This window comes from Pseudoalteromonas sp. GCY, assembly GCF_016695175.1.
Taxonomy (GTDB): Bacteria; Pseudomonadota; Gammaproteobacteria; order Enterobacterales; family Alteromonadaceae; genus Pseudoalteromonas.
Map to the genome: position 1 here is coordinate 802,992 of NZ_CP068022.1, position 13,410 is coordinate 816,401.

The 13,410-nt window shown below is 42.7% G+C and carries 13 protein-coding genes; 12 read left to right on the forward strand and 1 reads right to left on the reverse strand.

Going from position 1 to position 13,410, the window contains the following annotated elements; all coding sequences use genetic code 11:
• Positions 1 to 19 precede the first annotated feature (19 nt).
• The 11 genes from bufB (at position 20) to JJQ94_RS03145 (ending at position 10,945) form a co-directional block, all read left to right on the forward strand.
• Positions 20 to 850, forward strand: coding sequence for an MNIO family bufferin maturase (gene bufB / locus JJQ94_RS03095; protein WP_099031234.1), 831 nt, complete (start codon positions 20 to 22; stop codon positions 848 to 850).
• Positions 843 to 1,628 carry an HvfC/BufC N-terminal domain-containing protein gene (locus JJQ94_RS03100; protein ID WP_099031233.1) on the forward strand — a complete coding sequence of 262 codons (786 nt, stop codon included), beginning with the start codon at positions 843 to 845 and terminating at the stop codon, positions 1,626 to 1,628. The genes bufB and JJQ94_RS03100 overlap by 8 nt, the downstream gene beginning before the upstream one ends.
• A 570-nt stretch (positions 1,629 to 2,198) precedes the next feature.
• On the forward strand, positions 2,199 to 4,058 hold the full coding sequence (locus tag JJQ94_RS03105) for a S8 family serine peptidase (RefSeq protein ID WP_099031231.1): 1,860 nt from the start codon (positions 2,199 to 2,201) through the stop codon (positions 4,056 to 4,058).
• 93 nt (positions 4,059 to 4,151) lie between these two features.
• Entirely contained in the window at positions 4,152 to 4,994 is an 843-nt protein-coding gene (locus JJQ94_RS03110; RefSeq protein WP_099031230.1) for a helix-turn-helix transcriptional regulator, read from the forward strand.
• Positions 4,995 to 5,058: 64 nt separating this feature from the next.
• Positions 5,059 to 7,164, forward strand: a complete 2,106-nt coding sequence (locus tag JJQ94_RS03115) for a TonB-dependent siderophore receptor (RefSeq protein WP_099031229.1) — start codon at positions 5,059 to 5,061, stop codon at positions 7,162 to 7,164.
• 173 nt (positions 7,165 to 7,337) lie between these two features.
• Positions 7,338 to 8,471: a PepSY-associated TM helix domain-containing protein gene (locus tag JJQ94_RS03120; protein WP_099031228.1), complete on the forward strand. Its 1,134-nt coding sequence runs from the start codon at positions 7,338 to 7,340 to the stop codon at positions 8,469 to 8,471.
• A 63-nt stretch (positions 8,472 to 8,534) separates the two neighbouring features.
• Positions 8,535 to 9,251 carry an aspartate/glutamate racemase family protein gene (locus tag JJQ94_RS03125; protein WP_099031227.1) on the forward strand — a complete coding sequence of 239 codons (717 nt, stop codon included), beginning with the start codon at positions 8,535 to 8,537 and terminating at the stop codon, positions 9,249 to 9,251.
• A 110-nt stretch (positions 9,252 to 9,361) separates the two neighbouring features.
• On the forward strand, positions 9,362 to 9,586 hold the full coding sequence (locus JJQ94_RS03130) for a DUF4177 domain-containing protein (RefSeq protein WP_010369821.1): 225 nt from the start codon (positions 9,362 to 9,364) through the stop codon (positions 9,584 to 9,586).
• Positions 9,579 to 9,803 carry a membrane protein insertion efficiency factor YidD gene (gene yidD / locus JJQ94_RS03135; RefSeq protein ID WP_083229856.1) on the forward strand — a complete coding sequence of 75 codons (225 nt, stop codon included), beginning with the start codon at positions 9,579 to 9,581 and terminating at the stop codon, positions 9,801 to 9,803. The genes JJQ94_RS03130 and yidD overlap by 8 nt, the downstream gene beginning before the upstream one ends.
• Positions 9,804 to 9,822: 19 nt before the next feature.
• Positions 9,823 to 10,209, forward strand: a complete 387-nt coding sequence (locus tag JJQ94_RS03140; protein ID WP_099031226.1) for a hypothetical protein — start codon at positions 9,823 to 9,825, stop codon at positions 10,207 to 10,209.
• Complete coding sequence (locus JJQ94_RS03145) at positions 10,172 to 10,945, forward strand: M48 family metallopeptidase (RefSeq protein ID WP_099031225.1); 774 nt, start codon at positions 10,172 to 10,174, stop codon at positions 10,943 to 10,945. The genes JJQ94_RS03140 and JJQ94_RS03145 overlap by 38 nt, the downstream gene beginning before the upstream one ends.
• Before the next feature lie 186 nt (positions 10,946 to 11,131).
• Here JJQ94_RS03145 and JJQ94_RS03150 read toward each other — a convergent pair whose 3' ends face one another.
• Positions 11,132 to 11,272 (reverse strand): HAMP domain-containing histidine kinase, encoded by a 141-nt coding sequence (locus tag JJQ94_RS03150; RefSeq protein WP_201435409.1) that lies wholly within the window; start codon positions 11,270 to 11,272, stop codon positions 11,132 to 11,134.
• Positions 11,273 to 11,476: 204 nt separating this feature from the next.
• On the opposite strand from JJQ94_RS03150, the gene JJQ94_RS03155 reads away from it, so the two are divergent.
• Positions 11,477 to 12,555 (forward strand): IS3 family transposase gene (locus JJQ94_RS03155; RefSeq protein ID WP_442960323.1). Its coding sequence is split into 2 segments (ribosomal slippage): positions 11,477 to 11,729 and positions 11,729 to 12,555, totalling 1,080 coding nucleotides; the frame shifts between segments, so codons are not numbered across the junction.
• Positions 12,556 to 13,410 lie beyond the last annotated feature (855 nt).

Below are 13,410 nucleotides of genomic sequence, written 5' to 3' on the forward strand. Positions count from 1 at the left end.
GCATTAAAAGAGCGCAATTATGTCAGTACCCTTTCTGGGCTTTGGTCTTGGCCTACGCACGTGTTATTTTGACGCTATTATCGACACCCGACCCCAAGTAGATTGGTTTGAGATTATCTCTGAAAATTACTTTGTCGACGGCGGCAAGCCTTGGTATTACCTCTCGCAGATTAAAGAGCACTACCCCATTGTGATGCACGGAGTATCGATGTCGATAGGCAGTACTTCGCCCCTAGATATGAATTACCTTGCGCAACTTAAACGCACCATCGCACGGGTTGAACCCGAATGGGTGTCAGATCACCTCTGCTTTAGCAGCTTAGGCGAATTTAATAGCCATGATTTATTGCCACTTCCCTACACTGAAGAAGCGCTGATACATCTCACCGCAAGAATCAAACAAGTACAAGACTACCTTGAGCGTCCAATGATCTTCGAAAATGTCTCAAGTTATTTAAACTACAAACAATCTGAACTGACAGAGTGGGCGTTTTTGAGCGAATTACACCAGCGTACCGGATGCCAGTTATTGCTCGACATCAACAATGTATATGTAAGCTCACGCAATCATCAATTCGACCCAATGACTTACCTAAACGCCATACCATCACAAGCGGTCGCACAAATTCACTTGGCTGGCCATAGCGATTTTGGGACACATATTGTTGATACGCACGACCAACCAATTTGCGAAGAGGTATGGAGTTTATATCGACAATATACTCAAAACAGATCTCCCATTAACACCATGATTGAGCGTGATGATAACTTTCCTGAGCTCGCGGGATTGTTACAAGAGCTGAACTTGGCCAAAGGAATAACCCCTAGCAGTTGGAGAACATATGGCTGATCTCGCCGCGCTGCAACACGCCTTTATTGCAATGCTAAAAGGCAATGACAGCCAATTAATGGCTGAAATTGAATATCAAAGTGGCCTGAATGTCGCGCAACGTGCGCAAATATACACTAACGCTTACCACATCAGATTAAAAAAAGTGTTAGAACAAGATCACGAAATGCTTGGCTTTTACTTGGGTGATGCCCTGTTTGATGAGATGTTCTCGGGCTATCTACAGCACTTTCCTTCACGTTCGACCTCATTGCGCCAGTTTGGCGACGCGCTTCCTGAATATTTAAGTCAATTTGAGCCATTTAAGCTCTACCCTATTCTCACTGAAATCGCACAATTTGAACGTACATTACTCAGTGCATTTGACGCAGAAGATGCGCCTCAATTGGGACTTGTGCACCTACAAAAAATTGCAGCTGCACAATTTCCAAACTTGCAGTTTACCTTGCACCCCAGCGTTCACATATTGGGATTTACACATAATGCGGTCGACAGCTGGCAAGCTTTAAAAAACAGCACGCCAGTCCCTGAAGTGTCCACTACACCGAATTACTGGATACTCGCCAGAGAGCGCGATATGCGCACTGGGTATCACCCGTTAACGGAAGCAGAATTTGCTTGCCTAAAAAACATGAAGAGTGCGCTGCCGTTTAGTTTTGTCTGTGAATACGCGGCTGAGCAAAGTGATGATTTAGCACAAGGCACAGCAATGGTGATGCAGTTACTGCAAAAAGGGCTTAACTTGGGATGGTTTAGTGGCTTTAAAGTTGCCATATAACCGCGATATTCAACAAAGCGGCATAGAAAATGAGGATCAGAGAGAAGTTAAAGCTGTATCAACCAAGTTTAATAATAAGCATGGTTTTCACCTTGATTGGCTTTGTCCTTGTTTACAATTCAAAAGTCAAAAACCAAGCTTAAATGTAAAGATAAATTAACAAAAATAACATACCCTATACTCATTTGGAATTTTTTCAGCCTATTTATTCCACCTTTCCCGGTAGCGTTACCCCTCTCTAAAATCAAAATTAACCAACTGTATTTATTGATAATGTATAAAGAACAAGCCTAAACCTCTCGCTTATTTGGTCAGCTAATCTATGCATTAAAAAACACATTGTAAATTTTTTTTGTATTTTTTGTTTATTTTTTAAACTTTACTTCTATCCTAGTGTAACCAGTCGAAATTATGTGCAATTTTTATTTATCTGGCGTTGTTCATTATCTCAAAACAAACGCAATCAAGCGTTGAACTTTGGTGAATAACGCGTCTACAGCAGCTAGATAAGTTCGTAACCTTGAGATTGGTAAACACAATTAAACAAAACAACATGCAAGGAACAACAAAATGCGTAAATTAAGTGCTATTAGTTTTGCAGTATTAGCGGGTTTGACTTCAGTCAACGCACAAGCCGCTAAAATACTTAGCGTAGAGTCAAACAAAGCAATCGAAGATCAGTACATTGTGGTGTTCACAACACCTTCTGTTTTAAATGTCAAAGACAGTAAAGCGGTTGCAGCCTTCGCTAATAAGCAAGCTAAAGCGTTACAGAATAAACATAACGTAAGCATTACAAAAGAGTTTGGTGGCGTGCTAAACGGTGTGGTGATTAATGCATCTGCAAAGCAACTAAAAGGTCTGCTTAATAATCCAAATATTGACTATATCGAACAAGACCAAGTGGTCACGGTGACCCCAACTATCACAGCAAGCGGCGACCAAGCTAATCCAACTTGGGGTCTAGATCGCATCGATCAACGTAATCTACCACTAAACTCAAACTACCACTATGATTTTGATGGCACTGGCGTAACAGCCTATGTTATCGATACAGGTGTTCGCATTAGTCACAATGAATTTGGTAACCGTGCATCACATGGTTATGACTTTGTTGATAATGACAATGATGCAACAGACTGTAACGGTCATGGTACCCATGTTGCAGGCACAATTGGTGGCGGTGAATATGGGGTAGCGAAAAACGTCAATATCGTTGGGGTAAGAGTATTGGGTTGTAACGGCTCGGGTTCGTATTCAGGCGTTATCTCTGGTATTGATTGGGTTAAAAACAATGCATCAGGCCCATCCGTTGCTAACATGAGTTTGGGTGGTGGTGTTTCTCAAGCTGTTGATGACGCGGTTAATAACGCAGTTGCATCAGGCGTTAGCTTTGTTGTCGCGGCGGGTAATGACAATAGTAATGCCTGTAATTACTCACCTGCACGTGCAGCCAATGCAATCACAGTGGGTTCAACCACAAGCAGCGATGCCCGCTCTAGCTTCTCAAATTACGGTAACTGTCTAGATATTTATGCGCCCGGTTCAAGCATCACCTCTGCTTGGTATAACTCAGATACATCGACCAATACCATCAGTGGAACTTCGATGGCCGCACCGCACGTTGCGGGTGCTGTTGCGCTATATTTGGATGAAAACCCAGGTTTAAGCCCATCACAAATTGATAGCTTACTGAGTCAACGTTCATCAAAAGGTAAAGTCTCTAACCCACAAAACGGTTCGCCTAATGAACTACTTTACACGCTCGCAGGTGGCACTGATCCGGACCCAGATCCAATCACAGAGCTAGTTAATGGCCAAGGCGTCAGTGCATCTGGTGCATTTGGTCAGCAAACCTTCTATAAGTTGGTTGTTCCTGCAGGCGCGAGTGCGCTGAACTTCTCACTTGCTGGTGGTACTGGCGATGCCGACCTGTATGTACAGCAAGGCACTCAGCCAACACTAAATAGTTACGCTTGCCGCCCCTATCAGGATGGTAATAATGAATCATGCGATTTCACCAATCCGACTGCTGGTGATTGGTATGTGATGCTAAATGGCTACGCTGCGTATGCAAATGCGTCCCTCACTGGTACTTACTCATCTGATCCAGGTGGCTGTGGTAGCAACTGCTTAGAAAATGGCATCCCAGTAAGTGGTTTGGCTGGTGCATCTGGCCAAGAGTTGCTATACACCATTGATGTTCCAGCAAATGTAACATTGACAGTAGCAAGTTCTGGTGGCTCTGGCGATGCAGACTTATATGTTCGTAAAGGTGCAGCACCAACGACATCAACCTATGACTGCCGTCCGTTCTTAAATGGTAATAATGAATCTTGTAGTTTAAGTTCAGGCCAAGGTGCAACCTATTACATCAAGTTGCGTGGCTACTCTAGCTTCTCTGGCGTAACACTTGTTGCAAGTTACTAATTGGCTTTATTACAAATAAATCTCATTTCGTTTGGGATTTATTGAAAAAACAAGTACAGTGGTGGCTCATTTGAGCCGCCATTTTTGTTTTTAATGAGTATTGTATTAGATCTCTACAGCCAATTATTACATCAAGGGTTTTATGACCATGTGTCTGACGGTGAACTGCACACCGAAGTGCCGCTCATCTCCAGTAGTATCTCGCAAGTAAAGCTCGATGGCATTATTTACCATCGCACTGCGCAAACTGCGGCGATGATGCCTGAAAACTATGGTAGTTTGATCCTTATCTCTGAAGGAAAAGGTTGGTGGCTGACTGAGCAATCCTTGCAGCGTGCTGATCTAACGCAGTTAGTCTATCTTGAAGCAAATCAAAAACATGTGTTTCACCTTCCTACACAATACCACGCCGTTAGCTTCAACTTTCCAATTAATTGGTTAGCATCTCGAACAGGCAAGCGGCTTTTGCATGGTCAAACGCTGACAATTCCCTCTGGCTTGTCAATATTATTCAAAACCGCCTTAACCGCCACAACGCTAAATTTAACAGCGGCAAAGTGGCTGGAAGATGAAATTGTACTGCATCTAAGTGCTTGCCAGCTGACCCAAGTACCAAGGTCGCCACTGGCGGAGTTAAAACGGCTCATCTCTACATATGCAAGTGATGAAGCATTTTGTATTGACATGCTATGTGAGCATTCTGGCTGGTCAAAACGTTATATCCACAAACTATTTGCCAGATCTGATCTGAGTGCCAGTGAATATCTGATCCGCACCAGACTCACTCACGCTTATTTTGAGTTACTCAATAGCTCCGCATCATTAAATCAAATCGCTATTGATAGTGGATTTAAAAATCAGGCACACTTCAGCCGTCGTTTTAAACAATTATTCTCTCTTTCACCCAAGCAAATTTCACAACGAGTGCACTCTTAGACAAAACTGAAGCGTTCAAATATATATAATAAGAATCACTCTCATTATCCATAGTAGTAGAACAATGAAAATCAACACGCTCTATGCTGCAGTGTGCCTCTCACTGCTTTCTCAAACCACCAGTGCCAATGAAAACCAAAAAGATGAGTTAGAAAGAATAGAAGTTCAGGGCAGCCAATATAAAAGTACCGGAACAAAGTCGTCTTTAACACCAATCAACGCGCCCTTTTCTATTTCTCATATAGATCAAGACACCCTGCAGCTACGCCAAGCTGACTCCGTCAATGCTGCGTTACGCTATGTTTCTGGTATCACACCAGAAAGCCGCAGTACGGTCACCATTTTTGACCAATACACTATTCGCGGTTTTGAATCTTATCGAAATTATTACGATGGCCTAGAACTGCAATCTAACAATCTTTGGAATTTATATCCTCAAGTTGATGCCTTTGCCACCGACACCATTGAGGTGCTAAAAGGCCCTGCGTCAGTACTTTACGGCTCAGCACCGCCAGGTGGCATGGTGAACCAAATCGCAAAGCTTGCCAATGGCACTGAGCAAACACAGGTTCGCCTGAGAGTCGGTAGTAGAGCGCTCAAAGAAATCGGCGTTGATCATGGAGGTGTGATCACCGATGAACTAAGCTATCGAGCCATTGTGCTATCAAGAACAAGTGATGGCCAGCAAAAAACAACGGAAGAAGAGCGCACTGTATTTGCACCTTCGCTGCGCTGGCAACCGAACCATGATACGGCGTTAACTACACAGCTTTATTACCAAGACGATCCCAAAGCCATACCATCTACCCCCTTACATAGTGTTGGTACGCTTACGCGCGCAAGTTATGGTTATCTAGATACCGATGCATTTGCAGGCGATATCAATTGGTCTAATTTTGATAGAACAACGCTAATGGCAGGGCTAAAGCTGGAACACAGTTTGTCTGACGATTGGTCTTTGTTTGCCAACTGGCGTTACACCGATGCAAAAGGCCTGCAGCAAAATACCTACAACCAAAACTTAATTGCTGATAGCGATACCATACTTGCCCGTGCAGCATATAAAACCGATGAAACGCAACACGGCTATGTTTTAGACAACCAATTGTCTACTCACTTTACGGTTGGCAACTCATCACATCACTTGCTCTTGGGTTTTGAATACAAAAGCTTAAGCTCAACCGTAGGATATTGGGATACACTCGGGACAGGCACACCAAACATCAATCTAGCAGCGCCCAATTATGCAGCGTTTGATGTCAGCGCTTTGCCACTTAACTTCTATACCGAAGCGCACGATATTGAACAAAGTAACCGTGCGTTTTACATCCAAGACGAAGTGACAATATCAGCATTGACCCTCTTGGCAGGTCTTAGATACGACAGTTTCACCAGTGATGTTACTGCTGATAAAAACTACGCTGGCACCGAGTGGCAAACGGAATCAAATATTGATGACACCCAACTCACCGGAAGAATTGCCGCACTTTATCAGCTGGATTCTGGTTGGCGACCTTACGTAAGCTATAGTCAGTCATTTGAACCCGTTGCAGGTGAAGATAGCGTAACTCAACAAGCCTTCAAGCCAACTGAAGCAGAACAATGGGAACTTGGCGTTAAATATCAATCTCGCGATACACAGCTAACATTTGCGCTATTCGATCTCACCAAGCAGAACGAAATCATTAACAGCAAAGACTTTGTCACGAAAACTCAAGCTGGTGAAATCCAGTCCAAAGGTATTGAGCTTGAGGCTTCTCACACCTTTAACGAACAAGTTGATGTGCAGTTCAATGCCACGCATCTAGACCAGAAAGTCACTAAAAATGAATTAGACCAAGATTTGGTGGGGAAACGCTTAGTGTGGGTTGCAGATAACACCGCATCGCTTTGGTTGAACTATTATCCAAACCTGCTAGACGCACTTAAAGTAAGTGTTGGTGCTCGGTATGTGGGCGAGAGTTATGTTGGCAAATACAACTCTGATACTGTGCCATCCTATACCTTATTCGACATCGCCTTTGATTATGAACTCAGCGAGCAAGCCAGGATCACCTTTAGTATTAGTAACCTCAGTGACAAGCGATACGTTGGTGCATGCTATGACGAAAGTAACTGCTGGATGGGGGCAGAGCGCAAAGCCGATGTTGGTCTTCACTATCGCTTTTAGTCATTCATCTAGGAGAGCTTACGGAAGGACATAGACTGAAAGATTTAAACGGACACCCACCTTAATGCGCCTGCAAGCATTAAGGTGGGTGTCCTTGTTAATTCACTTGTTAATTCAGCCTGTTAATTCTTCTCTTTATTCATTCTCATTTAGCTTTAACTCAAAGGAAAACAATGCGTAAAACACTATTTAAATGGCACAGTGCAATGGCATTAATCGCGATACTGCCGCTCGCCGTTATGTCAGTCACAGGTAGCATGTTGGTGTTTAAATTCGAGATAGATAGCCTATTACTTCCAAAGCAAGCGACATTGACTTATCAGGACCAAAACGTCCAACGTCAGCCCATGAAGGTGCTCGTTAATTATGTCGCAGACACCCATCCAAATTATGAAATTGGTAGCTGGGAAATATTCGATGACGGTTATGAAGCTGATAGAGTCTATTTATTAAAGCATGGTACAGACACGTGGTTTAAAACGTATCTAGATCCTTACGCAGGCAAAATGCTAAGCGAGCCTGTGGGTATTCACAGCGACTTTACTGATTTTATTCTTCACCTACATTACACCTTACTACTTGATGATGTGAGTAAAACCTTTCCACACATGGGTGTCGTTATTGGTTTAGCTGTGGCTATACTTTTTACTTTGCTTGGTGTATCCGGCTTAGTGATATACCGGCGCTTTTGGCGGCGATTCTTTAGCTTTAGACGACAGGCTCCTCGGCTCGTCATGATGAGCGACCTGCATAAGGTAATTGGCATTTGGAGTGCGCCAGTATTGCTCGCGCTCGGTATTACCGGCGTTTACTTTAATGCAGTGGAGTATTATCACGAGGCTTTTGAGCATCAAGAAGATGAGCACCATATTGTCAGCCACGCAATGTTTAATCACTCATTAGATTTTGATGCCATGATGACCCAAAGCCATCGTGCAGTTGACGGACTTAAACCAACCTACTGGCTATTTCCATTTGAGCCAGAGCAAACCAACATTACCATTTTTGGCAGCGTGGTCGATGCCAACCCGTTCATTAGTAACTATGCAGCAACGGTTAGTTTTGACGCGCAATCTGGTAAACAAACCTTTGCCTACGATATTCGAACGGCGTCTACTTTAGACCGGGTAATCGACAGTTTTAGAAAACTTCACTTTGGCCACTTTGCAGGGCTTACCAGTAAAATAATTTGGTGCATTATGGGACTCGCCCCCGTATTGCTCGGTTTTACTGGGTTATATTTATGGTGGCAAAGAAAGCGTAAAAAACTCAAGAGTAAGAAAAACCGTCAACTCGCGTTAAGCTGACTGTTCAAGTTTCAATCCAGATCCGTTATTGTCGTTATTATCAGCAAATAACGAGCAATCACTATGAAACAACTTGGGCTAATTGGCGGTATGAGCTGGGAGTCAACACAAAGCTACTACCAGCTTATCAATCAAACCGTTAAAGCAAAGCTTGGCGGACTACACAGCGCAAAGCTTTGCTTGTATAGCGTCGACTTTGCCGAAATTGCAGAGCTTCAAGCAGCTGGTGATTGGCAGAAAATGACGACCATTTTGGCAGGCGCGGCTACTTCGTTGAAACTTGCTGGCTCAGATGCCATTGTGATCTGTACCAACACCATGCATAAAATTTCAGGTGAAATTAGCGCAGCGTCAGGATTACCGGTACTGCATATTGCCGACGCAACCGCGAAGCGACTTAAAGATGACGGCGTAAAATGCATCGCGCTGTTAGGTACGAGATTTACGATGCAGCAAGACTTTTATAAAGCACGATTGCAAGACCTTCACGGCATTGAGGTCATAACGCCTGATGGGGACCAACAAGCTTTAGTTCACCACATAATTTATGACGAATTATGTCGCGGTGAAGTCAACGCAAGCTCACGGCAAACTTATCTAGACATCATCGACGCACTCTATCAACAAGGGGCTGAAGGGGTAATTTTAGGTTGCACAGAAATAGGTTTGCTCGTTCAACAAATCCATACTCAAGTCCCTCTTTATGACACGACCAAACTTCATGCTGAAGCCGTTGTAGAGTGGTCACTTGGGGTAACGTCTTGCTTTATTCATGAGTAATATCAAACTTTGTTGAAAATAAAGACATAACAGCGAAATCACTATTGTCGCGATTACTTGGCTCCTATAGAATAAAATCTCACTTATTCTAATTAAATCAGGGATGTATTATGACCCAATACGACGAATATAAAGTTATCCATGTAGTTGAAGGTGGCTGCGGCACACTATTACTTGGCTCAAGTGGATTACCGTTAAAAAAGCTTGAAGCAACTTTAAACATGGAAGCGCAAGATGGCTGGCAGCTTGTTTTCCAAGTTATCGAAAACAAACGCTTTATGCTATTTTGGAGCCGCGAAGCCGTGATCTTAACACTTGGTCGTAAACGTGCTTAAACGCTTTGCTCTGTCTGCCATTCGCCGCTATCAAGCGAATGGTGGAGCAAAAGCCCACTTCAATATAAGTTGTAATTTTACGCCGTCATGTTCTGAATATACCTATCAAGCAATCGAAAAATACGGCTTCTTTAAAGGCGTGCGTATCGGTTTTTGTCGGATCAGGCGCTGCAATGATCCAGATTGTATTGAAGTAAAATCAGACCCCCTACCATAACCTAATCCTAGGAGTTTGCATGGACGAAATAGCATTAAGAGAACAAGAAGAAGCGTTGAGAAACCAAGTTGCTCAGCTAAATCCTGAAGCGCGCAAGCAATACTACCAACTAGAAGAACAGCTAGTAAAAGATCCTGATACTTACGCCGTACTCAATTACTTTTTTGCCGCAGGTTTACATCACTTTTATCTGGGTAAAACTGCACGTGGTGCTATTAATCTAACCTTGATGCTAATAGGGCTTGCGCTGATTCTCTTTTATGGCTGGATACTGCTAATTTTAGTGTGCTTAATTGAGCTACCTCAGTTATTTAATAGCCAAAAAATAGTGAGAAAATACAACATCGATGTGATGCGAGAAGTGCTAGATGAGCTCAAAGATACACAGCAGAATCAAACAATCTAAAGAAACGCAGTGGCTTTGGATTATAGCGGCCACGGTTGTGGTCGTTTTATTTAGTGGTTATCAGTTTTATACCAAAGGCGTGCCTTACTTCGCTGAAGAGATCTCAGCCTCACTGCCCAAACAAATCTACCAAATCATCGACGAAGGAAGCCTAAACGAGCTAGATAATTCGGAATTTTCTGAATCAAAATTAAGTGAAATCAAGCAGCAAGAGACTCGAGCTTTATTCGTTTCGTTGCTTGGCGCCAATGCATCGAGTGAACGTGAATTTAAACTTGAATTTAGGCAGTGGAAAGATAAAGCCAACGCCATGACACTGGCCAATGGTAGCATAGTGATCACCGATAACATGGTCGAACTGGCATCGACTCAGCAAGAGCTTAGCGCAGTGTTACTCCACGAGATTGGCCATGTGGAACATAATCACGTCATGGAATCCCTTGTGAGCTCGTCTATCGTATTTGTCAGTTTGAGTGTCGTATTGGGTGACATCTCTGCGCTCTCTGATCTTATGATGCAGGGCGCAATGTTAGGTATCAACCAAAATTACTCTCAACAAGCTGAGCTCGAGGCTGATTTGTACGCGCACAACAAGCTAATGGCGCTGTATGGTAATAATGATGCGATGATCTCTATATTTGAAAAACTCGCCAAGGAAAGCGATGAACAGCATAGTTGGTTAAGCACACACCCAAGCTTCGAGCAACGGATAGAGCGAATAAAGCAAAGCCTCTAACATTGACTGTGTTTATTCTCTCTGACTCTGACTGCAATGAACATGCACTCACTTTGCCCACATGTTTAGCTACAGAAAAACGGAGTTTTGCGCCCCCTAATTAAGACTCCTCACAATGTATCTTGCCACAGAGCTGTTGCACCACTAATAAGTTAGCCAAAGGCTAACATTGCCAGTATGACGCCTCTATGTATAAAACAGCTCAAATATCTTGTTGCGAATATCAGCTTCTACCCCAATTCCATTATCCACAATCACAATTTCAAAATACGCTGTATATTCATGAATATACAGCGTGAATGGTAAATGCTGTTTTAGGCTTAGCATGCTGTATTACGTTACTAAGTAACCTGATGTAATGGTCTCCTCCCACACTCGGCATCGGTGTGCCATGATTGAATTGCAAACAATCAAAATGGGAGAAGACCAAATGCAGATTACAACAATCAGTATCGACATCGTGTAACTCCCCCAAAAAATGAAACAGTTCATAAGTAGAATTTTCCATTAACTAAAATAGGAAAATTTACGATGAGAAAAAGCAAGTTCACCGAAACCCAAATTGTCAGCATGATCAAGGAAGCTGAATCAGGTATTCCTGTGCCAGAAATCTGCCGCAAACATGGTATCGGCCAAAGTACGTTTTATAAATGGCGCTCAAAATATGGCGGGATGGAAGCTTCAGACGTTAAGCGACTTAAAGAGCTTGAAGAAGAAAACCGTAAGCTAAAAGATATGTTTGCAACGCTTAGCCTAAAGCACTCGATGCTTGAGGATATCATCGCAAAAAAGCTGTAAAAACAAGTAGGCGCAGAGCTTGGGTAGAGCATTTAAGAGCTCAATTTAACGTCAGCGTCGCATTTGCTTGTGAAGTGGCAGGGTTAAGCCGCTCAGTTTTTTATTACAAACATAAACGACCGTCAGATGATGAAGTTATCGACGCATTACTTGCGCTGGTAGAGCGCCATCCTAGGAGGGGGTTGCCTAAGCTATTCAAAAGGCTTCGCAATAAAGGTAAGCCGTGGAATAAAAAGCGTGTTGAACGCGTTTATAACATGCTAAAACTAAACTTGAGACGTAAGGGAAAGCGCCGTGTTCCAACAAGAACACCTGAACCATTAAGTGCACCGACACAACATAATGAATCGTGGTCAATGGACTTTATGAGTGACGCATTAAGCTATGGACATCGTTTTAGAACACTGAATGTGCTGGATGATTTCAACCGACAAGCACTGGCGATTGAGGTCGATACAAGCTTAACTTCTGAACGAGTTATTAGAACGCTACAACAAATTATTGCTTGGCGCGGTAAACCAAAGCAGATTAGAGTGGATAATGGTCCAGAATTTACTTCAACGGCACTCGAAGATTGGGCAATGAAAAATGACATCAAGTTGGAATTTATAGAGCCAGGCAGTCCTTACCAAAATGGTTTTGTGGAAAGGTTTAATCGGAGTTACCGTGAAGAAGTGCTAGATTTATACTTGTTTGAGTCACTGCAAGAAGTACGTGAAATCACTGATGAGTGGTTAGATATTTATAATTATGAGCGACCTCATGATTCACTTGGCGATATGACACCAATTGGTTATCTTGAGGCTGCATAAAATTCTACGAAATAGCTGTACTAAATTGGGTGGAGTTACAATCGCAAAAAATATTTTTCATTTTATTGGATGTAACCTATCCAATAAGATTGTAGTAAAGAAAGCTATTAAACGTCGTCAACTACTGACTTATTTGGCACAAATGCCAAATTGTAAATTAGTCATGGAAGCGTGTGGAACCTCTAATTATTGGGGGCGTGAAATTAGCCAATTAGGTTTTCAAGTTGAACTCATACCACCACAACACGTGAAGCCATTTTTTGACGGGGAATAAAAATGATTACAACGTAAGCGTGGTAATCGATATTTGAGGTGTTTACTTATTCAAGGAGCGAAATCGGTTGTATCGAGAGCAAAGTATAAAACAGACCAACTGAGTCTTTGGATAAATCGACTTGTACAAACGCGAGGGCATAATAAAGCCTGTGTCGCTTATACGAATAAAATGGCTAGAGTGGCTTGGGCAATTACAGTATCAAAAGAGGCATATCAAGCAAGATAAGTAGATTTCTTTCACCGAATTGCGAAAGTGACTGAAGTAGATGACATAACAGGTCAAACCGACATATTGAAAACCTGTCGAGTTCAGGGGTAGCTAAATACCGATAACCTGATTAGGGCAATATGCGCGATTTACATCTAGGTCAGAGTTTCAAATAGAACTCATTAACAGACCGTATATATGACAGCAATCCTGTCCCTGTTATTTACTAAAGAAACCTCGCAATAAGGGAGGAGACCATATATGAGCTCAACTTCTTTGCCGCTATCAAACTTAAACGTAGTGAAAATATAGGTCAATGCGATACCGAGAATAATCAGCAGCAAAAGCACAAACCTTTTTAAAACAAACCC